This window comes from Paenirhodobacter populi (assembly GCF_004022215.1).
GTDB lineage: Bacteria > Pseudomonadota > Alphaproteobacteria > Rhodobacterales > Rhodobacteraceae > Rhodobacter > Rhodobacter populi.
Window position 1 is genome coordinate 87858 of record NZ_SAUZ01000012.1, and the last position, 20783, is coordinate 108640.

18 protein-coding genes and 3 pseudogenes are annotated in these 20783 nt (G+C 64.2%); 11 read left to right on the forward strand and 10 right to left on the reverse strand.

Annotated features, from left to right (window positions below):
- Positions 1 to 30 precede the first annotated feature (30 nt).
- Both D2T30_RS11335 and D2T30_RS11340 read right to left on the reverse strand, forming a co-directional pair.
- Positions 31 to 795: an ABC transporter permease gene (locus tag D2T30_RS11335; RefSeq protein ID WP_241648384.1), complete on the reverse strand. Its 765-nt coding sequence runs from the start codon at positions 793 to 795 to the stop codon at positions 31 to 33.
- Positions 792 to 1499 carry an ABC transporter ATP-binding protein gene (locus D2T30_RS11340; RefSeq protein WP_241560770.1) on the reverse strand — a complete coding sequence of 236 codons (708 nt, stop codon included), beginning with the start codon at positions 1497 to 1499 and terminating at the stop codon, positions 792 to 794. The genes D2T30_RS11335 and D2T30_RS11340 overlap by 4 nt, the downstream gene beginning before the upstream one ends.
- A gap of 407 nt (positions 1500 to 1906) precedes the next feature.
- Between D2T30_RS11340 and D2T30_RS11345 the strand changes: the two genes are divergently transcribed.
- The 3 genes from D2T30_RS11345 to D2T30_RS11355 are packed head-to-tail and all read left to right on the forward strand — an operon-like array spanning position 1907 to position 5238.
- Positions 1907 to 3235 (forward strand): amidohydrolase family protein, encoded by a 1329-nt coding sequence (locus D2T30_RS11345; RefSeq protein ID WP_128208953.1) that lies wholly within the window; start codon positions 1907 to 1909, stop codon positions 3233 to 3235.
- Between the two features lie 23 nt (positions 3236 to 3258).
- A complete protein-coding gene (gene tenA, locus D2T30_RS11350) occupies positions 3259 to 3960 on the forward strand; it encodes a thiaminase II (protein ID WP_164884285.1) in 702 nt (233 codons plus the stop codon).
- 6 nt (positions 3961 to 3966) lie between these two features.
- A complete protein-coding gene (locus D2T30_RS11355) occupies positions 3967 to 5238 on the forward strand; it encodes an acetylornithine deacetylase (protein ID WP_128208955.1) in 1272 nt (423 codons plus the stop codon).
- Between the two features lie 600 nt (positions 5239 to 5838).
- Here the strand turns inward: D2T30_RS11355 and D2T30_RS11360 are convergent.
- Entirely contained in the window at positions 5839 to 6423 is a 585-nt protein-coding gene (locus tag D2T30_RS11360) for a hypothetical protein (protein WP_128208956.1), read from the reverse strand.
- Positions 6424 to 6784: 361 nt separating this feature from the next.
- On the opposite strand from D2T30_RS11360, the gene D2T30_RS11365 reads away from it, so the two are divergent.
- The 3 genes and pseudogenes from D2T30_RS11365 (at position 6785) to D2T30_RS11375 (ending at position 8993) form a co-directional block, all read left to right on the forward strand.
- Positions 6785 to 7690, forward strand: coding sequence for a LysR family transcriptional regulator (locus D2T30_RS11365; protein ID WP_128181661.1), 906 nt, complete (start codon positions 6785 to 6787; stop codon positions 7688 to 7690).
- 195 nt (positions 7691 to 7885) lie between these two features.
- Positions 7886 to 8074: pseudogene (locus D2T30_RS11370) on the forward strand (hypothetical protein); the annotation flags it as partial.
- Positions 8075 to 8108: 34 nt separating this feature from the next.
- Positions 8109 to 8993 (forward strand): helix-turn-helix domain-containing protein, encoded by an 885-nt coding sequence (locus tag D2T30_RS11375; RefSeq protein WP_241651252.1) that lies wholly within the window; start codon positions 8109 to 8111, stop codon positions 8991 to 8993.
- A gap of 180 nt (positions 8994 to 9173) precedes the next feature.
- Here the strand turns inward: D2T30_RS11375 and D2T30_RS24110 are convergent.
- The 7 genes and pseudogenes from D2T30_RS24110 to D2T30_RS23925 all read right to left on the reverse strand — a co-directional run.
- A pseudogene (locus tag D2T30_RS24110) lies at positions 9174 to 9461 on the reverse strand (DJ-1/PfpI family protein); the annotation flags it as partial.
- A gap of 299 nt (positions 9462 to 9760) precedes the next feature.
- Complete coding sequence (gene fahA, locus D2T30_RS11385; protein WP_128208957.1) at positions 9761 to 11083, reverse strand: fumarylacetoacetase; 1323 nt, start codon at positions 11081 to 11083, stop codon at positions 9761 to 9763.
- A 156-nt stretch (positions 11084 to 11239) separates the two neighbouring features.
- Positions 11240 to 12619, reverse strand: coding sequence for a short-chain fatty acid transporter (locus D2T30_RS11390; RefSeq protein ID WP_128208958.1), 1380 nt, complete (start codon positions 12617 to 12619; stop codon positions 11240 to 11242).
- A gap of 25 nt (positions 12620 to 12644) precedes the next feature.
- Positions 12645 to 13592: a 3-hydroxyacyl-CoA dehydrogenase family protein gene (locus D2T30_RS11395; protein ID WP_128208959.1), complete on the reverse strand. Its 948-nt coding sequence runs from the start codon at positions 13590 to 13592 to the stop codon at positions 12645 to 12647.
- Positions 13593 to 13799: 207 nt separating this feature from the next.
- A complete protein-coding gene (locus D2T30_RS11400) occupies positions 13800 to 14480 on the reverse strand; it encodes a GntR family transcriptional regulator (RefSeq protein WP_206612932.1) in 681 nt (226 codons plus the stop codon).
- 292 nt (positions 14481 to 14772) lie between these two features.
- Positions 14773 to 15155 (reverse strand): annotated as a pseudogene (locus D2T30_RS11405) (aldehyde dehydrogenase family protein).
- 24 nt (positions 15156 to 15179) lie between these two features.
- Positions 15180 to 16073, reverse strand: a complete 894-nt coding sequence (locus tag D2T30_RS23925; RefSeq protein ID WP_128208961.1) for a LysR family transcriptional regulator — start codon at positions 16071 to 16073, stop codon at positions 15180 to 15182.
- 138 nt (positions 16074 to 16211) lie between these two features.
- Here D2T30_RS23925 and D2T30_RS11415 point away from each other — a divergent pair, with 138 nt between their 5' ends.
- The 5 genes from D2T30_RS11415 (at position 16212) to D2T30_RS11435 (ending at position 20781) form a co-directional block, all read left to right on the forward strand.
- On the forward strand, positions 16212 to 17054 hold the full coding sequence (locus tag D2T30_RS11415; protein ID WP_128208962.1) for a transporter substrate-binding domain-containing protein: 843 nt from the start codon (positions 16212 to 16214) through the stop codon (positions 17052 to 17054).
- A gap of 83 nt (positions 17055 to 17137) precedes the next feature.
- Complete coding sequence (locus D2T30_RS11420; RefSeq protein WP_128208963.1) at positions 17138 to 17440, forward strand: (2Fe-2S)-binding protein; 303 nt, start codon at positions 17138 to 17140, stop codon at positions 17438 to 17440.
- A complete protein-coding gene (locus tag D2T30_RS11425; protein ID WP_128209011.1) occupies positions 17440 to 18915 on the forward strand; it encodes an NAD(P)/FAD-dependent oxidoreductase in 1476 nt (491 codons plus the stop codon). Before D2T30_RS11420 ends, D2T30_RS11425 begins: the two co-directional genes overlap by 1 nt.
- The gene (locus tag D2T30_RS11430; RefSeq protein ID WP_128208964.1) at positions 18908 to 20071 is read left to right on the forward strand and encodes an NAD(P)/FAD-dependent oxidoreductase; all 1164 of its coding nucleotides are present in this window, start codon (positions 18908 to 18910) and stop codon (positions 20069 to 20071) included. The genes D2T30_RS11425 and D2T30_RS11430 overlap by 8 nt, the downstream gene beginning before the upstream one ends.
- Positions 20068 to 20781: an ABC transporter permease gene (locus tag D2T30_RS11435; protein WP_128208965.1), complete on the forward strand. Its 714-nt coding sequence runs from the start codon at positions 20068 to 20070 to the stop codon at positions 20779 to 20781. The genes D2T30_RS11430 and D2T30_RS11435 overlap by 4 nt, the downstream gene beginning before the upstream one ends.
- The last annotated feature ends 2 nt before the right edge of the window (positions 20782 to 20783 follow it).

Genomic DNA, 20783 nt, shown 5'->3' on the forward strand with positions numbered 1-20783 from the left:
GCTTCCCTTGTTGGTTGTTGTGGATCGAATTCAGTTGGCGGAGCTGTCGGGCACCCAGTAGAGGATCCGCTTGAGGAACAGATCGACCCCCTGCCACAGCAGCACCGCGACGAGTGCCAGGATGAACAGCGCGGCGAATGCGGTATCCGTCTGCATCCGCGCATTGGCGTTCAGCATCATGAAGCCGAGACCGGCCGAGGCGCCGACCCATTCACCGATCACCGCCCCGATGGGCGCGACCGCCGCCGCCACCCGCAACCCCGAGCCAAAGGCGGGCAGCGCCGCGATCAGGCGAACGTGGCGCATCTCTGCGTAGGGTGTGGCCCCCATGGTGCGGGCAAGGTCGAGCCAGCCCTTGTCGGTCCGCCGCAACCCGTCATAAAACGCCGCGACGACGGGAAAGAAGATGATCAGCACGGCCATGACCACCTTCGACGCCATGCCAAAACCGAACCACAGCACCAGCAGCGGGGCCATGGCAAAGACCGGGATCGACTGCGATACCACGATCACCGGCATCAGCCAGCTTTGCAGCGTCTTCGACAGGATCATGGCCAGCGCCAGCACCGCGCCAAAGGCCAGACCGAAGCCCAGACCCAGCACGATTTCGCTCAGCGTGACCAGGGTGTGATGCGTCAGCATGGCGCGCTGAACCCATATGGCCTGCGCGACCGAGGCGGGACTGGGCAACATGAATTTCGGAATGCCGCTCAGCGCGGTCACCGCCCACCAGATGGCGATCAGGCCGACAAAGATCAAAAGGCCGCGCAGCCGCGACAGGTTCGAGGATTTCACGACTGCAACTCCTGGAATCGGCGCAAGAGCGCGGCCTGCGCCGCGACGACATGCGGTTCGTCCTGATGGCGCGGGATCGCACCGGGGATGACCATCGGCGCGTCCAGCTTGGCCGGGCCGCCCGAGAGCACCAGAAGCACCTTGCCGAGGCGGCAGGCTTCCATTGGATCATGCGTGATCAGCAAGGCGGTCGCATCGGCCAGAAGCTCGGCTGCAAGATCCTGAACGCTTGCCCGTGTGATGGCGTCAAGCGCCGAAAAGGGCTCGTCCATCAGCACGATCTGCTTGCGTTCGTAAAGGGTGCGGGCAATGGCCGCGCGCTGGCGCATTCCGCCCGACAGCATCATCGGCAATGCATCGCGCCGTTTGGTCAGCCCGACGCGCTCGATCAGGTGATCGGCCCAGTCGAGGTCGGGCTTTTCGCCGCGCAGCCGCGCCCCCAGCGTCACGTTCTGGCGCAAGGTGAGCCAAGGATACAGCAGGTCCTGCTGACCCATATAGGCGATGCGCCCGGGGACGGGGCCACCGTCGGTGGCGGTGACGCTGCCGGCACTGGGGCTTTGCAGGCCGGCGATGATCTTGAGCAGGCTGCTTTTGCCGACGCCGCTTGAGCCGAGCAGGGCCACGAACTGCCCCGGCTCGATATCGAAGGAAAGGTTTTCAAAGATCACGTGCCTGTGGAAGCGCAGGGCAAGATCACGCACCCGGATCCCGATTTGTCCCGCTTTTCCCGGCGTGGCGTCCGCTACGGCTGGTTTGTTCAATGGTCATCCTCGCAGTGATCCCCGCAGGATTGACGGCCTTTGCGACTGGCCTGCCGGGGCTGATGGGCGGATGTTATGCCGAGGCGTCGGGATGGCTCAGACGCGTTATTGAGACTACGCGTTGCCGATTTTGCAACAACATGCGGAATATCTTCACGCAAGCAGACCATGATGCCGTCTGACGGCAAGCGATGTTGATCTAAATAGCGCTTGCGTTCTTATTCTGGCAACGCACCGGCATTTCTTTTCGAGCGGTGCATGCTGAAATCGCTGGTTATTCTCGACGCCGATGAACCCGCCGCGGCCCCGACGGCCATAAGCAGGGGGCGAACAACGAGGGAATAAGCATGTCACGTCTGATCTTGAAAAATGGTATGGTCCTGACGCTGGACGAGGCGGGAACCTATCACGAAGAGGGCTCGGTCATCATCGAGGCCGACCGCATCACCGCTATCGTGCCGGGCCATGACTCCGTTGCCCCTCAGGCGGGCGACAGGGTGATCGACGCCACCGACAAGATCATCATGCCGGGCCTGATCGACCTGCATTACCACACCGCGATCGGCAAGGGCTACAATGACCACATGCCGCTGTGGGAATACCTCGACGAATGCTGGTACCCGCTGGTGCGCGCGCTGGACCCCGAGGCGGCCTATTGGGCGGCCATGGCCTCTTACGCGGAATCGATCAAATCCGGCGTGACCACGGTCAACGACATGTACCGTCAGCTTGACAGCCTGGCCGATGCCGCTTGCGACATCGGTATGCGCGCGGTGCTGTGCAACGATGTGGCTCTGCCCGAGCACGACCTTGACACGCTCGAGACCAACAAGGATGCCTTCCACAAGAACCACGGCCGTGGCAATGGGCTGATCGAGGTGCGGGTGGGTATCGAATGGGTGCCGCTGTCCTCGCCCGGGCTGCTGCGTGATGCCCGCGCGCTGGCGAACGATCTGGGCGCGGGGCTGCACATCCACCTCAATGAATCAAAGACCGAGGTCGAGTTCTCGCTTAAGCAATTCGGCAAGCGGCCGACGGAACTGGCCTATGAGGCGGGTTTTCTTGGTCCCGATTGTGTCGCCGCCCACTGCGTGCACCTCAGCGACGACGAGATTCGCATGATCGCCGAGACCGGCACGCATATCTCGCACAACCCCAACTCGAACGCCAAGCTCGGCAACGGCGTGGCACGCCTGCCCGAGTTCCTGGCGGCCGGCATCAACGTGGGCCTTGGTCATGATGCGGTCGAGTGCAACAACTCGGCCGATATGTTCGAGGTGATGAAATGGGCCTCGCTTGTGCATCGCGCGCACCGGGCCGATGCCAGTCTGTGCCAGGCGGCCGATGTCTTGCGCATGGCTACGAACAACGGCGCCCGTGCCCTTGGTCACCAGACCGGGGCTCTGAAAGTGGGTAACAAGGCCGACATCATCCTGATCGAGACCCAGTCGCCGATCTTTACGCCGCTATTGCGCGACACGCCGGTCCAGATGACGAGCCATCTGGTCTTTGCCTCGAACAGTAGCGTCGTCGACACTACGATCATCAATGGCGAAGTCGTGATGCAAGGCCGCGTGCTGACCCGCGCCAACGAACGCGAGATCGTTCAAAAGGCCAATGCGGCCTTTGTGCGGATGAAAGAGAAAATGGTCGTCGTGCGTCGCGCGCAGGCCTGAAAATACCAAAATTGGGAATGACGATGACTGAGATTGATTTCTCCGCCGGCCTGTTCGGCAAATTGCGCGCGGGTGCGGGCCAGATCTGGGAAAGCTATGTCGACCATGAATTTGTGCGCGTACTGGGCACGGGCGAGCTGCCGGAGGCCTGCTTCCGCCGCTTTCTGGTGCAGGACTACTTGTTCCTGAAGCATTTCGCGCGGGCATATGGCTTGGCGGTCTATAAATCGCAGACCGTCAGCGACATTCGTGCCGCCAATGCCGCGCTGCAGGGCATCTTGCAAGAGGTGCCGCTGCATGTGACCTATTGCGCCAGTTGGGGCCTTTCCGAAGCCCAGATGCAATACGAACCCGAGGCGAATGCGACGATCACCTATACCCGCTATGTCAATGATATTGGCAATTCGGGTGACCTGCTCGACCTGCTGGTCGCGCTGATGCCCTGCGTGGCAGGCTATGCCGAGATCGGCCAGCGGCTGCTTGCCGCGTCCACCACCCGGATCGAGGGCAACCCCTACGGCAGTTGGATCGAGAACTACAAGGGCGAGGAATACCACGAGATGGTCGCGGCCTCGTTGTGCAAGTTCGAGGACATCGGCCAGCGCTATGGCGGCGAGACACGTCTTGCCCGCCTGCAAGAGATCTTCACCACGGCTTCGCGGCTCGAAGCGGATTTCTGGCAGATGGGTATGGATGCCGATCCGCGCCGCAAAACGGGAGCCTGATACAACATGGATATCGACAGCCTGATCGGCGCGGTCGAGAGGCGGCAGGACGAGCTTCTCGCCCTTCTGTCCGACCTTGTGCGCTTTGAAACCCCCGCGCCGCCCGCCCGCAACACTGACGCCGCGCAGGACCATATCGAGGGCCTGCTGAAGGGGCTTGGCTTTTCCACCGACCGTTGGGAACTGCACCCCGGCGACAGCAACGTCGTGGGCACGCTCAAGGGCTCAGCCCCCGGTAGCCACCGCAGCCTGATCGTCAATGGCCATGTCGATGTGGCCGAGGTCCACGAGGACGAGCCGTGGGAGACCGGCCCCTTCGATCCCTTCATCCGCGACGGGCGCATCTTTGGCCGCGGCACCTCGGACATGAAGGGGGGGATCGCTGGCGTTCTCTTCGCGCTGAAGCTTTTGCGTGAGGCGGGATGGGCGCCGAAAGGAGACCTGTTTTTTGAGGCCGTCACGGGGGAAGAGGTCGGCGAGCCCGGCACGCTCGAATGCCATGAGCATGGCTACAAGGCCGATTATGCCGTGGTGGTGGACACCTCGGACCTGGTTCTGCAGGGGCAGGGGGGAGTGATCACCGGCTGGGTCACGGTGCGCTCGAAGGCGACGCACCATGACGGCACCCGCGCGCAGATGATCCACGCCGGTGGCGGGCTGAAAGGCGCCAGTGCCATCGAAAAGATGATGAAGATCATCGCGGGCCTGCAGGAACTCGAACGGCACTGGGCGGTGACCAAGTCCTTCCCCGGCATGGCGCCGGGCTCGAACACCATCAATCCCGCCGTGATCGAGGGGGGGCGGCACGCGGCTTTTGTCGCTGATGAATGCCGGTTGTGGATCACTGTCCACTTCCTGCCCGATGAGCGCCACGAGGACATCGTGGCCGAGATCGAGGCGCATCTGGCCGCCGTTGCCGCCGCTGATCCCTGGCTGCGCGAGAACCCGCCCGTGTTCGAATGGGGAGGGCGATCGATGATCATCGACCGGGGCGAGATCTTCCCGGCGCTGAACCTCGACCGCGGGCATGCGGCAACGCAGCTGCTGTCGGCGACCCATCAGGCGGTGCTGGCCCAGTCCGCCAGTTTTGGCATTTCGCCAAGCGTCAGCGATGGCGGCTGGTTCGGCCATGTGGGAATCCCGGCTGTTGTCTATGGTCCGGGCACGTTGAAAGAGGCGCATGCCGTCAATGAATCGGTCGAGATCGCGCAGTTGATCGACTTCACCAAGGTGATGCTGCGCTTCATGGTCGAATGGCTCGACCAGCCCAAGAGCTGAACCGTGAAGGAAACGGCGGGCCATCTGGCCCGCCTGTTTCTTCGCGAGTTTGTTCTGGTGCAGCAGTGGCAGGTGTGGCCTGACAGACCGCTGAAAAGAATTTCGATTGGCCAAGCTGGGGAAGCTGTCCTCATTCCAGGGAAATGGCGCGGAAACCGGGTGGTCCGGGCAGATTTAAGGTCGATTTCCTGCCTTCAGCCTCGGTTGGTGCTGACGCACAGGATTTTCCCGCAACCTGCTCTCATGATTTCTGGCAAGGCATTGTTCTATGGAATATCCGGCTCGGCCGGGCACGGTTCAGTGTAGGTGCATGCCATCGAAAGCCAGCGCCGATATGCTTCCGTCTACCTCCTCCTAGCCTGTCGCCGTGCAGGATCAGTGCGGAACATGTCAGCCGGTTCCAGCTTTTGCCGGGGCATGTTCGGCGCAGATCAACCACGACCGAAATCATTGCCTTGCACATAGCAAGTCAGACAAACCTGCCGTCTCTTGTATCTGGTCTCTTCCCCATTCTTGACGCTCGGCACCAGCCAATTCTGGTGCACCCCTCGAACGGAGAACGCCGCGGGAGAGGCCGCCGGCCCAATCCGTTCACAGCCATCATGGCGTCTGAAGCCGGGCCAGCGCCTCGGTCAGGGCCGCATGGTCGGCAATTCGCAGTCGGGCCAACTGGCCAAGTGCTGGATGAGCCTCCAGCGCCTCAGCGCTGCACGCGCCGCCTTCCCTCCCAAGACAGGGACAGACGAGCATCTGCTCGGGCAGTCCCGCCACCTGCGCCAGCGCGATGGCCAGCGTGGCAATCTCGGCCGCATCCTTCGCGGCTTCGGTGCAAAGCTCGGGCAGGGGCGCGGTCGCTTCCTTGGCGGTATCCGGGGCTGGATCATCGGCCAGCACGCTGGCAATGCCGAGGCGTGCGAAAAGCGCGCTCAGGGCGGTGGCGCTGGCCTGGGCCGCCATATCACCCGCGCTGCGCACTAGTGCCATGGCACCGCCCGCGTCCCGGGTCATCGCCGCGACCTTGCCCGCACTGGCGAAGGCCGCCGGAAGCACCAGCCAGAAGTGGCCATGGCCGTCCTCGATCACCACCCGCTCGACGAGGCGCAGCCGCCGGATACAGTCGGCCAGCGTATTGGCTTGTCGATCCGGGTGTGTCGGCAGGGCGGCGCGGGGGGGCGCCCTCAGCATACCGAGGCCTTTGGCCGCAGCATGAGCAGTGCAAAGGGGGCTAAAGCAATTTTCATTTTCGCATGATTTTCGGTCGATATGAACATAAATTCCGCAAGTGCCGTATTCCTGATAGTCCTTTCAACGCCAAGGCTAGCCATACCGCCCGGTTGCGGTGTAGCCCCATTTTCCAGCTCGTGCGTTGCCGGATTGATAACGGCCAGATTGATCTCGGTACGTCACGACGCCGACAGCGAACCGACAGGCGGCCCGCCCCGCGGACTGATCCGACATCGGGCCATATGGCCCGACCGTTCGGGCCCGCCTCTGGGCCGCCGGATGCCTTTACCCATGACGACTTCGCTGGCCCAAGAGACCTCAGATGAACTTTGTCGCCTTTCGCTATTTCAACGAGGTCGCCAAGACCAAGGCCATTCGCCGCGCAGCAGACCGGTTGCATGTTGCGCCCTCGGCTGTCAGCCGACAGCTGGCGATGCTTGAACATTCCTTTGGGGCGCCGCTGCTCGAGCGGACCAACACCGGTGTCGAACTGACCCCCGCGGGCGTATTGCTCGAGCGCTATACCCGTAACATGTTCCGGGAACTTGACCAGGTAAAGGACAGCATCTCGGGGTTCAGGTCGCTACGTCAGGGCGAGGTCAAGATCCATGTGATGGAGGGGGTGCTGTCGAGCATGCTGCCCGAGGTGATCGCGGGTTTCAGCAGCCGCTTTCCCGGCATTCGCTTTTCAGTATCGAGCAACGCCAGCGATGCCATAGTCGAGGCGCTGATCAAGAACCAGACCGACATTGGCATCACCTATAACGCCTCGTTGCGGCCCGAGCTCGAGATCGTGGTCGAGCGCGCCGATCCGGTGATGTGCCTTGTCGCCACCAACCACCCGCTGGCCCAGAATGCGACCGTCCGGCTTGACGAGATCTGTCAGAACCGGCTTGCGTTGCCGCACCGTGGCTTTGGCCTGCGTCAGCTGTTCGACAGCGCGGTCGAGGCCCGACGTCTGCAGCCTGACTATGTCGTCGAGACCAACAACATCGAGCTGCCTCGCGCCATGGCCGCGACCGGAAATTGCGTGACGCTCGGCCCCGTGTTAGCAGCCTTCCGAGAGATCCAGATGGGCCTGCTGGTGGCCATTCCGATCGATGTCCCGACCTTTTTGATGGTGCGTTCGTCGGTCTGCGTGCACCGCGACCGCAAGCTGTCCTTTGCGGCGCATGAGTTCATCAAGATGCTGCGGATGGGTTTTTCCCAATCCGGGATTGCGGCCTGAGCAGGGTGTCGGGTTTTGTCAAGGGAGATGTCACATCAACCTGGACGCGGGTTTCTGGTCGACGTAGCGCAGTTGCTTTATCGCGCGATGGGAAGCTCGTGGATGAAACGGCTTTTCATCTGTGCAAGGGGCTGTTGAAGAAAGTCTATCTCCAGCAGGATGCCCAAGGCGAATCCATGCTGTTAGACTTCTGTCATGAGTAAACCTGAGCCTGCCCGCTACCGCACGACGAACTGGAAGTCTTGCAAATGAGCCATTGAGGCGCCACTGGTTCAAGCCTGATGGCGAATGCGCTGAAGCGACGAGGCTCCCTGCTGATCTGACTGGACAAGGGATATGGTCTGGCGAACTGCGAGAGCCGGGCGCAATGGCCGACCGCCTGTCTCGGCCGGAGATGGGCGAAAGCTGGTATCGCTGCATGACCGTCGCCGCAGAGCCCGGCCCGATCCACGCCGCAGGCGGATTGCGGGTCGAGCCGGATGGCGGTCTGGAGTTGCTTCCCCGGGCGGATACGGTTGTCCTTCCCGGCTGGCGGGGGATGGACGAGCCCGCGCCTGCCGGGCTTCTGTCGGCCTTGTGCGATGCCCATGCGGCGGGGTCACGGATCGTTTCGATCTGCGGCGGAGCCTTTGTGCTGGCGCAATGCGGGCTGCTCGACGGGAAACGAGCCACGACGCACTGGCATCACGCCGCGCGGCTCGCCGCCCGGTTTCCGAAGATCACCGTTCTGCCGGATGCGCTTTACGTCGATGAGGGGGCGGTGATGACCTCGGCCGGCAGTTCGGCGGGGCTCGATCTGTGTATCTATCTGGTGCGCCGCGATTATGGCGCACAGGCCGCGAACCGCGTGGCGCGGCGTCTGGTGATCGCGGCCCACCGCGATGGCGGCCAGTCGCAGTTCATCGAGCGCCCCCTGCCGACGCCGTCGGGCACGCGTGTCGCGGGACTGCTCGACAGGATCAGGGCGCATCTGGACGAGGACTGGAGCATCGTGCGCATGGCGGGAGAGGCGCATGTCAACTCGCGTAGCATTCAGAGTCATATCCGCGATGCGACCGGGTTGGCGCCGGGGGAATGGCTGCTGCGCGAACGGTTGTCACTGGCGAAGGAGCTGCTCGAAGGCTCCTCGCGCTCCGTCGGCGAAATCGCTGCGCTTTGCGGTCTCGGCAGCGCGACGAACTTCCGCGAGCATTTCCGGGCGGCGATGGGCCTGCCGCCCTCTGTCTATCGCGCAAGGTTCCCGGCTGGGGCGGGGCAACCGGAAGAGAGGACGGACGACCGGATCAGGCCTGCGCCGCGCTGATCCGGTCGAGGATGGCCGCCCGCGCGTGCCGTGATGGTGCCAGCCTTTCCCGGGCCGCGGCAAGCACGGCGGCAGGCGCGGTCTCCGGGTTCCCGCCTGAAACGGCGGTGCCGGGGCGTATTCGAGCGACAGCTGCACGGTTTCCGCCTCGGCCTGCCCGGGCAGTTCGGCGAGCACCGCAAGCCCGAAGTCGATCCCCGAAGTCACCCCGCCCGCTGAGATCAGCGTGCCATCCCGTACGATCCGCCCCTCGACCGGAATGGCGCCGAAACGGGCAAGGAAATCATGCGCGTTCCAATGCGTCGTCGCCCGTCGCCCGCGCAGCATCCCCGCCGCGCCGAACACCAGCGACCCGGTTACGACCCGGAAGCTCTCCGGTTCGGCGGTGATGCGATCCATCACCCCGTTTGACCCGGGCGCGGGGCGTGTTCGCATTTGCTCGGGGCCATGGCCCCGAGCTTTGGCCATCCTCAGGCGAGCAGATCAACGGTCCATCACGCTGAGAGCGGGGCTGGCCTGTATGAAGCTCCCGTTCCGTTTCGAGACCCTCGCGCGGTTGCGTTCCTTTTGCGGCGATCTGTCGTCGTGCCGTGCATGATCTTTCGGGCCTATGCGTCCAATCAGCCGATCAATCCAGACTTCAGACTTCGGAAACGGACTCATCCCCGCCAAGCGGCTTTGCACAGATGTGACCAACTGGCAGGTGCGACATGCGCGTCCGATCTTCTTCCCGATGCCGATGCGATTACTGTTCGTCGCGCGCAGCGTCACGACGCCGCCGCAACGACCCCGGAGCAATCGCCGAAACCGATCGGGGCAAAGCCTTCGCGGCGGCAAAACCCTTTCAGCGTGACTTCGTCCCCGTCCTCCAGATAGCTGCGCATCTCGCCATTCGGTAGCCTGACGGGCTGTTGCCCGTTCACGGTCAGCTCAAGCAGGCTGCCGAGCTGATCATCGACCGGCCCCGAGATCGTGCCCGTGCCGATCAGGTCGCCAGCCTCCATCTGGCAACCCGAAGAGGCGTGATGCGTCAGCAGTTGCTGCGGTGTCCAGTAAAGATGCCGCATGTTCGAGGTGATGATGGTCACCGCATCCTCGCCGGCGGAGAGCATCCTGCGGGTCCGCAGCTTCACCTCCAGCGCGATGTCGAACGTTCCCGCCGCCTGATCCTGCGCAGAATGGAGATAGGGCAGGGGTTGCGGATCCTCCGCATCGCGCGGAGCCATGGGAACCCGGAACGGTGCAAGCGCATAGGGCGTCAGCACCCAGGGCGAAACGGTCGTGCCGAAATTCTTTGCCAGGAACGGGCCAAGGGGCTTCATCTCCCACCGCTGGATGTCGCGTGCCGACCAGTCGTTCAAAAGCCCGTAGCCCGCGATATGTTCACCGGCCTCGGCGATTGCGATCGTCTCTCCCCAGGCGGAAGGCTTGCCCAGATAGACCGCCATTTCCAGTTCGAGGTCCAGCTCGCGGCAGGGGCCGAAGCTGGGCGTGCCATTGCCCTGCGCCGCCATCAGCTGACCGCTTGGCCGGCGGACCGCCATGCCCGAGACCTTTACCGTCGAGGCGCGGCCATGATAGCCGATCGGCACCCATTTGTAGTTGTCGGGCAGGGGGTTCTCGGGCTGCAGGAGGGAGCCCGCGCGCACGGCGTGATGAATGCCGGCATAGAAGTCGGTGTAGTTCCCCACCCGCGTCGGGCGGTGCATCACGACATTCGTCTGCGGGTGGAGCAACTCCGCGCCATGCCGCGCCGCATCGCGGGGATCTGCCTCGTTCAGCAGTGCGAAGACAGCGTGGCGGAGCGCAATGCCAGTGGTGTGACCCGCGGCGAAAAAAGTGTTGAGGCTATCGGTCGCAAGCAGATCGCGCGGGACCGCATTGCCCAGCAGCCCCATGTCATGCGCCGTCACGAGGTCGAGGACCTGATCGCCGATCGCCACGCCCACATGCGTCTTCCCCTCTTCGGTTGAAAAGACGCCGAGTGGCAGATTCTGGATCGGAAATTCGGTATCGGGCGCATTCGCGCTCGGGACCCAGCTTTTCTGAGCAATGTCATGGGTGTGATCAATATCGAGGTACAAGGCCATCAAATCCATCCTGCGTTAGGTTCGGTCCGGGCCGATCCGCAAGCGCATCGGCGAAGTAAACCTCCCCGGATGCCACCCGCTTGGCGGCTCCCGGAGAGGAGGCCCGCCGATACCGCGCACAGGCGGCGGAACCGGCGGGTCATCGGTATGGCTCCCCTAGAAGAATCTCGGGATCACGAGGAGCGCGACAGAGGTCACGACGAACCAGATGCACCACAGGAACGCCATGTAACCCCAGACATCCCTGAGCCGCATTCCCACCACCGCCAGCGCGGGAATGACATAGAGCGGCTGCAGCAGATTGGTGGCCTGATCGCCGTAGACGAAGGCATTCACCACCAGGTTCAGATCCGCGCCCAGAAGCATCGCGGCATCGACCGTCATATCCCCCTGAACGATCCACTGTCCGCCTTGGGACGGGATGAACAGGTTCACGAAGGAGGTGGCGTAGTAGGTGTAAAGCGGCATCGTCTCGGCGGTCGAAAGCGAGGTGAAGAAACCGACCACCGCCACCGCCATGCCCGACTGGGCCATCATCCCCGCGATTCCGCCATAGAACGGAAACTGGATCATCACATCCGTCGCAAGCTTCAGGTTGTCGCGGTATGCGGTGATGAACTTCTCCGGCGTGTTGTAGAGAAAGAAGTTCAGGATGAGAAAGACGAAGATCACGAAGTTCAGCGTCAACGAGGAAAAGAGGCCGTTCGACACGATCGTGTAGACGATCATGGTCACGCCAAGCAGCCCCATCGCCCACATGATCAACCGGCTGCCGTTCATCCGATCGGCAAGAGATTCCCCGGTGGAATCCAGCCTGGCCGCGGATGGTGGGGCAGGGGCCGCTTCGCTCCGGAACTCCACTACCTGATGCGTCGGCGGCAGGGCCATGACCGCGATCAGCACGGTGATGGAGGCAAGGATCACCCAGATGACGATATTCGCCGGATTGTAGGTGGTCTCCGTCTGCGGAATGACGCCGATCTTGCCGGCAAGGAAATGCTCCGGGCTGGCCAGCAGCGCAAAGACGGTTCCCGTCGGGCTGAGGCACTGGCCAAGGATCATCGTCGAATATCCCGCCGCGATCAGCATCGGAAAATGCAGTCCGGGGATCCGCTTGCTGAGCGCCATGGCCAGCACCGGCGTCACGATCAGCGCAAAGGCCCAGTTCACGAAACTGGCCAGATAGCCGAAGACCATCAGCAGCAGCACCGCCGAGATCGGGGTCCGCGCGAGTCCCGCCAGACGGTCGAGCCCGGCCGCGATCTGCGGCGAGCGCGCCGCGACCGCGCAGCAGACCACCATGAACGACATCTGGAAGGCGAAGGCGATCTGCGACCAGATGCCGTCATACCAGTATTGCGCCATGTCGAGCGGCGTGCTGCCGGTGAAAAGCACGCCGCAGACGAACAGGACCAGCGTGAAGATCAGGCAGAATACCAGCGGATCCGGAATGATCTTTTCTGCCGCGAAGTCGAATTTCTTGCTTAGTCGCCACAGGAATGAGCCGCCGCCCATCTGTCTCGTGTCGGTAATCATGGTTCTCTCCTCCCCTGGAACCGGTTCAGTTCTGCTCCGTGACCGCGAGCTGGCGGATCAGACGGATATGGAAATCGCGCGTCACCTGGCTCCTGCGATCATCGGCATAGGCAAAGAACCCCTCGCCGGTCTTGAGGCCGAGCTTGTTCTCGGCGATCTTCTGGCGAAGAAGGTCACTCGCCTTCTGTGCGCTGCTGATGGCCGGCAGAAGATTGTCGCCCACCGTGCACCAGATATCGAGGCCGCCGAAATCCGCGATTTCGAGCTGGCCGGTCGTCGCATAACGAAAGGCCGGGCCGTATTTCAGGGCGGCGTCGATATCCTCGGGCGAAGCGGCGCCCATCTCGATGAGCGAGAATACCTCTCGCGCGATGCCTTGCTGAATGCGGTTGGCGATCAGGCCGGGAATGTTCGCAAGCACGCGGATCGTCTTCTTGCCGATGCCGGTGAACAGCCTTTCGACCCGTTCGAGCGCGTCATCGGGCATGTTCCCGAACTGCGAAAGCTCGACCAGCGGCACCAGATGCGCCGGATTATACCAGTGGCAGATCAGGCAGCTTTTCACCCGCTCCGGGCGCACCCCGTCGATCATGTCGAAAAGATCGAGGCTTGAGGTATTGCTCGCCAGAATGGTTCCCGGGTCGCAAAGTGCGTCGAGCGCGCGGAACAGGTCCCGCTTCATCCCGATGTCCTCGGGTATGGCCTCGATGACAAAATCGCTGCCCTTCACCGTGCTGGCCAGATCCTCGCAAAAGGTGATCCGCCCAAGAATCTGGTCGATCGAAGCGGTCTCGATCCTGCCCATCTCGGCCAGAAGACCCAGTTCTTCGGCGATGCTCGCCAGGGCCTTTTCCTGCGTGGCCCGGAACTTTTCGTAAACCCGGACCTCATATCCAAAGCGCGCGAAGGTTTCCGCGATGCCGTGGCCCATTGTCCCGGCACCGATGATCGCAATATCCCTGATTTCCGTCATGTCGTCCTCCTCCCTTGCAGTGCGGGTGCGCGAAGCCATTCCCCCGGAACATGTTCCGGGCGGCAGCACCGCTCTGCTTTGACATTTCTCTCCCATCTCCGGCCCTGAGGGGCCGAAGTCCCGGCGCAGCCTCAGCTATCGCCACTTCTTGGGCCGCTACGGCCCCGTCACGCTACCTCCTCCGGAACCTCCCACAGCGCTTTCTGGTCAGGGCCTCTCCCGATCAGGATAGACATTGGCCAGGGTGGAATTCAGATGTTCATGCAGCAGCTCCAGCGCGCGTGTCTCATCGCGGCTCAGGGCGGCATGCGCCAGAACCCGGTGCATCTGCATGAAGTCGTCGGCGTCGATCAACCTGCGCATGTTGGAGCGCCGATACCGATAGGCCTGATTGTAAAGATCGCGCGCCAGTTCGGTGAGACGCGGAGAACCGGACCCACCGATCAGCTTGGCGTGGAACTGGTGATGCAGTTGGTCGAACTGCTCTCCGCCCGCGCCGAAATTCGATCCGGCCCGTTCGACGTAAAGCTGCAAACGGTGCAGTGAGGCGACCAGCTCTCCTTCCCATTCGTCACCGCCCTGCCGCATCGACAGACGCAGGGCCTCTTGCTCGACAAGAAAGCGGACACGGGTGATGTCGTGCAGATCCTCATAGTTCATGCCGCGCACATGAAAGCCGCGCCGCCCGACCGCAGCGACAAGATTCTGCGACGTCAGACGCGACAACGCCTCGCGGATGGGCGTGGCCCCGATGCCATATCGTTCGGAAAGGTCGATGACCGCCAGCCTTGCTCCCGGCTCAAGAACGCCCTGAAGGATCTCGCGCTGCAGCAACTGCGCAGCCTTCTCGGTCAGGGTTCCTTCCTCTGGCGCAGCCTTGTTTGTCACCAGCCCCTCCTCTCCGATATGCAGCCCGTGCGACGATGTTATTTTTCATTCTATATATAAAAATCGATTCTGTGCAAAAATAAAATCTGGGAGGGCGGTTCGTGCCGCTTTCTGCTCATCAGGTCCTGACCTGTGCAGAAAGACGTTGTTGCGGAAGTCGGGCGTGATCGGGCACGCCCTTTTCCCCGTTGAGTTCAGAGCGCCGGTAGACTTCACGCAGCCATCCTCGGTTTCTGGGCGGGTAGCCGATCGCTTCGTCCGGCGAGCCGAAGGGATTGATGATCGCGAGCGGTCAGAAGGGTTCGGTCTTCAGGACATCTGCCTCATCCGGCAGGTCCGCAAACACCGTCGGCGGGAAAAAATAGCCCTCGCGGTTCAGCCGCTTGCCGCCACACAGCAGTCTGGCGCCCTTGGCCTCGGCGCCCGCGGTCAAGGCCTCCAGCGCATCGACGCGGCGGTGGTCGGCAACGGGACCCATCTGCGCGTCGGGATCCATCCCGTCCCCCACGCGGATCGACCGGGCCTTTTCAAGGAAGGCTTCGGTGAACGGCCGGCAAAGACTTTCAGCACGAAGAACCGGGTGGGCGCAGTGCAAACCTGCCCAGAATTGCGGTATTTCCGCGTCGCACAGGCCAGCCCCGCCGCCACCGGATCGGCATCCTCGGCGACGATCATATCATCCCCCCAACGGCGGAAGCGCTACATTGCCCGCATGGAGACCTGAGCCGCCGCCTGAAGTGCGCGTTCCAACTGGAATACGGCGGCCCGTTGCGGACGGCCCACTGGTTGTTCGAGGTAGTAATTGCCCGGCCCCGGCGTCCTCGGGACCAGCGGGCAGACCTGCAGGCCCAGAGCCTTGGCCAGCGGCGCGCAGACGGGGTAATGGCCGATCGCCAGCCCCATGCCCTGACTGACCATGACGAGCGCAAGAGGCGTCGTGTCGACGATCTCGATTCTGAGGTGCCGGTCCGGCATCGGTCCGAAATTGTGGTGGAGCAGCGCGGCCCAGCCCATCACATGCGGGGCAAGGTCGAACAGCCGGAATGACGACAGCAGGTCGTCAAGGCTGTCGAGCCGGGCGACATCTTCCGCCCGTCCGAGGACCACATGGCTCATCCCCATCAGCCAGCCCGGATGGCGCACCAGCCGCGGCTCATCGCCGAAGCGTATGGCCAGATCCGGCGCATCGCCCCGGCTGACCCCCTCCATGACGACATCGACACGGATCAAGGGATTGTCGCGCTCGAAATCGGCGATGACACGGGGTAGCCAGCTCATCGCCATCAGCTGACTGGCAAGCAGGGTGATCCGCTCGACACGCTGCCGCGCGAAGAGGAGGGAGGCCTTGCTTTCGATCGTCGCGAGGGACACCTGAACCGTGGGGAGGAAATCGCTTCCCTCGGTCGTCAGGGTCACGCGATTGGGCGCGCGCTCGAACAGCGGCCGGCCAAGCGAGGTTTCCAGCGCAAGGACCTGCTGGCTGACGGCGGCGGCCGACATGTTCAGCTCCTGCGCGGCTCTGGCGAAGCTCTGATGCCGTGCGGCAGCCTCGAACACGCGGAGCCAGTTCAGGGAGGGAATGAGCGATGACATCGGCTTTCAGCATAAGCTCAGCTTGGTCTCAGATCAAACAGATACTGTATCCATAAACCTCGATCGAGCCGCTAAGGAAAAAGGGCTTCGGTCCGGACTGCCGGCCCGTCGACAAAACAAACAAAAGGAAACAGGGAAATGCTTGCACGTCACATGACGCTTGCGCTTGCGATTCTGCCTCTCATTGCCGGGGCGGCCGCCGCGCAGAACCTGCCGGAACGCATCACCATCGCGACCGAGGGGGCCTATCCCCCGTGGAACTATTCTGCCGCCGACGGCTCTCTCGTCGGCTATGAGATCGACCTGATCCCGATCCTGTGTGAACGGATGAAGATCGAATGCACCGTGGTCGCGCAGGAATGGAACGGCATCATTCCCGGCCTGACCGTCGGGCGATACGACGCGATCATGGCCTCGATGGGCGTGACCGAGGAACGCACCAAGGTCGTCGCCTTCTCCCGGCCCTATGCCAAGGCGCCGAACGGATTTCTGGCGATGGGCGACACCAGCCTTGCGGAACTGCCGGATACGGGTCTGTCCTTCGATCTGACGAATGCACCTGACGAGGCGTCCAGCGCCATCGACACGCTGAAGGCGGGTCTGGCCGGCAAGGTGATCGGCGTGCAGACCGGCTCGACCGCGGCGAGCTTCGTCTCGGAATATTTCAAGGGCCTGAACATCCGCGAATATCCGTCGTTCGAGCAGCTTGGCCTTGAACTCTCCGCCGGGCGCATCGACGTCGCCGTGGCCAATGTCACCGCCTTCAAGGCCGTCATCGACGCGAACCCGGCGCTGGTCTTCACCGGCCCGACCTTCTCGGGCGGGGTGCTGGGTATGGGCACGACCAACGTCGCCCTGCGCAAGGGTGACGACGCGCTGCGCGAGGCCTTCGACGATGCCATCACGGCGGTCAACGAGGATGGCACCAACAAGGCGCTGACCGAAAAGTGGTTCGGCGTCGACATTTCCATCCACGAGTGACGCGGCCTCCCCTCCCTGCGGGGAGGGGACCTCCCCCCGGTCGCGTTGCTGCGATCCGACCCCATCCACAGACAGGTGCCGACATGTTTACGCCCATCGGGTCCGCCGAGGCGACGATAACCATTTTCATGGACGACACGCCGATCCCGGCCCGCCCGGGGGAGACGATCGCGGCATGCCTGCTGCGGGCCGGCCTGTCCCGCTTCCGCACCACGCCGGTCAGCGGGGCGCCGAGGCTGCCCTATTGCATGATCGGGCATTGCTTCGACTGTCTGGTGGAGATCGACGGCGTCGGAAGCCGTCAGGCCTGCCTCTCGCCGGTCTCGGATGGGATGCGGGTCCGCACGCAGCAGGGCGCGGCCACGATCGACGGAGTCTCCCCGTGATGAACGCCCTGTCCTTCGGAGCGCCCGCCGCCGATGCGGATGTGATCGTCATCGGGGCCGGCCCGGCCGGCATGTCGGCGGCCATCGACCTCGCGGCTGCCGGGAGGCGGGTCATCGTCCTCGACATGCAACCCGCGCCGGGCGGCCAGATCTTCCGCGCGCTCGAGGCGAATTTCGCGGATCCGGAAACCGGGGCGCTTCTGGCGGCGCTCGGCCCCGCCTACAGCGCGGGCAAGGCGCTGATGCAGGCCTTTCGCGCAACGCCGGGGATCGACTATCGGCCCGAGACGACGGTCTGGGACCTGCGCGCCGATGGCACGGTCGGCTGGCTCCGGGGCGGCGCGGCGGGCTATCTGCGCGCCCCGCAGGTCGTGCTTGCAAGCGGCGCGATGGAACGGCCGACGCCCTTTCCGGGCTGGACCCTGCCCGGCGTGATGACCGCCGGCGCGGTGCAGACGCTGATCAAGGCCGGGCGCCTGAGGCCCGAGGGGCGCATCGTCCTTGCGGGCACGGGGCCGCTGATCTTCCTTCTGGCGGAACAGTTGCGACGCCTCGGCGTGAAGCCGGCGCTGATCGCGCGCACGGACCGCCTGCGCGACAAGATCGCCGCGCTGGCACAGCTGCGCCCCGCCGCCTTGCCCGCCGTCGTCAAGGGGCTGGACTGGCTCGCGCGTCTGCGGCTGGCGGGCATCCCGATGCGCACGGGCATCACCGAACTGGCGGCGAAAGGGACGGAGCGGGTCGAGGCCGTGAGCATGAAGGTCTCGGGCAAGACGCTGGACCTGCCCTGCGACCTGCTGGTGGTCCATGACGGCATCGTGCCCTCGGTCGATCTGGCGCATTGCGCCGGGCTGGCGCTCGAATGGCGGGATTCGGAGGCAAGCTGGCGGCCGAGGACATCGCCCGATGGCCGGGCGGAGCTGGTGCCCGGGCCGTCCCTGACGGCAGGGCCGTGCCGCATCCGGATATCGGGCGATGCCCGGCGGATCGGCGGGGCCGAGGCCGCCATCGCGCATGGGCGGCATGTCGCGGCGGCGATCCTGGGGGCCGCGGCCTCGGACACCGCCGCCGACGTCCGGCAAGCGATGGCCGCGCGGGGCTTCATCGACGCGGCCTTTCCGCCCGGACTGGCGAAACATCTGCCCGCTGACACAACCACCGTCTGCCGCTGCGAAGAGATCACCGCCGGCACGCTGCGCACACAGATCCGTGCCGGAGCGACCGAGATGAACCAGATCCGCGGGATCACGCGCTGCGGCATGGGGCCGTGTCAGGGGCGGAACTGCGCCGTCACATTGGCCCGCATCCTTGAAGCTGAATGTTCCGCGCCGCCCGTTCCCTTCCATGCCCGCCCCCCGGTTCGGCCGCTGCCGCTCGGCGCGCTGGCGGGTTTGACGGGGCTGGATCCTGAACTCGCGCAAGTCGTGTCGCTCGAAGACAAGCCCGTTGCCGCCGGAGATGATGCCGATGAATAGTCCCTCGGACGTCCTGATCATCGGCGGCGGGCTGCATGGCTGCGCGGCCGCCCTGTTCCTCGCACGCGCGGGGCGCCGGGTGACGGTGATCGAAAAGAACATCGCTGGACGCCATGCCTCCAGCGTGAATGCGGGCGGGCTCCGGCTGCTGATGCGCGACGTGCGGGAATATCCGCTTTCCCTCCGCGCGATGGAGATGTGGGAAAACCTCGCCGATATCGTCGGCGCGGAAGCGGCCGAAACTTGTGAGATCCGTCTGGGGGTCTCGCAGATCGCCGTGGCGATGGAGGCGGCGGAGCTGCAATGGATCCATGCCCGCGTGCAGGACATGCAGCGCCGCGGGATCCTGTCGGAAGAGGTCGTCGAGCCGCGGGAGCTGCACCGGCTCTTGCCGGGGCTCGCGCCCTCGGCCCTCGGCGGGCTCATCTCGCGGCGCGACGGGCATGCGAACCCGGCCAATGCCGCCCGCGCCTTCCGGCTGGCGGCCGAGGCGGCGGGGGTGCGCATCATCGAGGGCTGTTCCCTGCGCGACCTGACACCACAGGCCGCAGGGCATTGGCGCGCGGAAACGGATGCCGGGCCGATGGAGGCGGAACAGGTCGTCAACTGCGCCGGCGCATGGGGCGCGCAGGTGGCCGAGAGCGTGGGTGAAACCCTGCCGCTCGACGTTCTGGCGCTGTCGATGATGGTGACGGCCCGCGTCAAACCGCTCTTCGCGCCGGTGGTGATCGGCATCGACCAGCCGCTGTCGTTCAAGCAAAGCGCGGTCGGATCGCTCGTCATCGGCGGCGGCATATCGGGCAAGCCCTGCCTCGACCGCAACACCTCCTTCGTGGTGATGGACCGCATGGCGTCGAGCGCCGCCGCCACCGTCGCGGCCTTTCCGGCGCTGGCGCGGGTCCCCGTCGTGCGGACATGGACCGGGCTTGAAGGCAAAACACCGGACGGCATCTCGTTCATCGGCCCGAGCAGCCTGCACCCCGGCCTCTGGCATGTCTTCGGCTTCTGCGGCCACGGCTTCCAGCTCGCCCCCGCCGTGGGCGAGATCGTCGCGCAGTCGATCGTCACGGGCCGCCCCGATCCGCGGCTCGCCCCTTTCGCCACGGACCGTTTCGTCCGTCCCGATCACCGCCCGATGTCAAGGAGCTCCGCATGACGCCAGGCACTTTTGAACTACTGGGCTTCGGACCGCAGGGATGGGGATTCCTGCTGCTGAAAGCCGCCGGAACGACCATCGCCGCCGCGATCTGCGGCTTCTTTCTGGGAAGCCTGTTCGGGCTTCTCGGCGCGGCCCTGAAACTTTCGTCCCTGCTCGCCCCGAGGATGATCGGCCAGTTCTACACCACGATCTTCCGTGGCGTGCCGGAGATTCTCATCGTCTATCTGCTGTTCTTCGGCGGAAGCGTCGCCGTGACGCAGGTGATGAACCTTGGCGGCTTTCCCGGATTTTACTCGCTGCCGGTGTTCGTCATCGGCGTGATCGCCATCGGCCTCGTCTCCGGCGCCTATCAGACCGAGGCCTACCGGTCGGCCTTCCTGCGCCTCAATCGCGGCCAGATCGAGGCGGGCGCCGCCTGCGGCATGCCGCGGCACCTGCTGCTGCGCCGGATCATCGCACCGCAGACCCTGCGCTTCGCGCTGCCCGCGCTCGGCAACATCTGGCAATCGGTGCTCAAGGAAACCTCGCTGCTTTCCGTCATCGGATTGACCGAGCTGTTGCGTCAGGCCGGCACGGCGGCCGGTTCCACCCGCCAGCCGCTGCTGTTCTACGGGATCGCCGCCATCCTGTTCCTGATCATCGGACGCATGACCGGCGCGGCCCTCGGCGGGCTGGAACGCCATCTCGCAAAACCGTGGAGCCGCTAGTC

Bases quoted from the DNA above. Each gene is read 5' to 3' on its own strand.
- D2T30_RS11395 (WP_128208959.1), bottom strand. From the start codon at position 13,592: ATGACGGAAATCAGGGATATTGCGATCATCGGTGCCGGGACAATGGGC.
- D2T30_RS11415 (WP_128208962.1), top strand. From the start codon at position 16,212: ATGCTTGCACGTCACATGACGCTTGCGCTTGCGATTCTGCCTCTCATT.
- D2T30_RS11390 (WP_128208958.1), bottom strand. From the start codon at position 12,619: ATGATTACCGACACGAGACAGATGGGCGGCGGCTCATTCCTGTGGCGA.
- fahA (WP_128208957.1), bottom strand. From the start codon at position 11,083: ATGGCCTTGTACCTCGATATTGATCACACCCATGACATTGCTCAGAAA.
- D2T30_RS11430 (WP_128208964.1), top strand. From the start codon at position 18,908: ATGAATAGTCCCTCGGACGTCCTGATCATCGGCGGCGGGCTGCATGGC.
- D2T30_RS11345 (WP_128208953.1), top strand. From the start codon at position 1,907: ATGTCACGTCTGATCTTGAAAAATGGTATGGTCCTGACGCTGGACGAG.
- D2T30_RS11355 (WP_128208955.1), top strand. From the start codon at position 3,967: ATGGATATCGACAGCCTGATCGGCGCGGTCGAGAGGCGGCAGGACGAG.
- D2T30_RS11365 (WP_128181661.1), top strand. From the start codon at position 6,785: ATGAACTTTGTCGCCTTTCGCTATTTCAACGAGGTCGCCAAGACCAAG.
- tenA (WP_164884285.1), top strand. From the start codon at position 3,259: ATGACTGAGATTGATTTCTCCGCCGGCCTGTTCGGCAAATTGCGCGCG.
- D2T30_RS23925 (WP_128208961.1), bottom strand. From the start codon at position 16,073: ATGTCATCGCTCATTCCCTCCCTGAACTGGCTCCGCGTGTTCGAGGCT.
- D2T30_RS11435 (WP_128208965.1), top strand. From the start codon at position 20,068: ATGACGCCAGGCACTTTTGAACTACTGGGCTTCGGACCGCAGGGATGG.
- D2T30_RS11425 (WP_128209011.1), top strand. From the start codon at position 17,440: ATGAACGCCCTGTCCTTCGGAGCGCCCGCCGCCGATGCGGATGTGATC.
- D2T30_RS11375 (WP_241651252.1), top strand. From the start codon at position 8,109: ATGACCGTCGCCGCAGAGCCCGGCCCGATCCACGCCGCAGGCGGATTG.
- D2T30_RS11420 (WP_128208963.1), top strand. From the start codon at position 17,138: ATGTTTACGCCCATCGGGTCCGCCGAGGCGACGATAACCATTTTCATG.
- D2T30_RS11360 (WP_128208956.1), bottom strand. From the start codon at position 6,423: ATGCTGAGGGCGCCCCCCCGCGCCGCCCTGCCGACACACCCGGATCGA.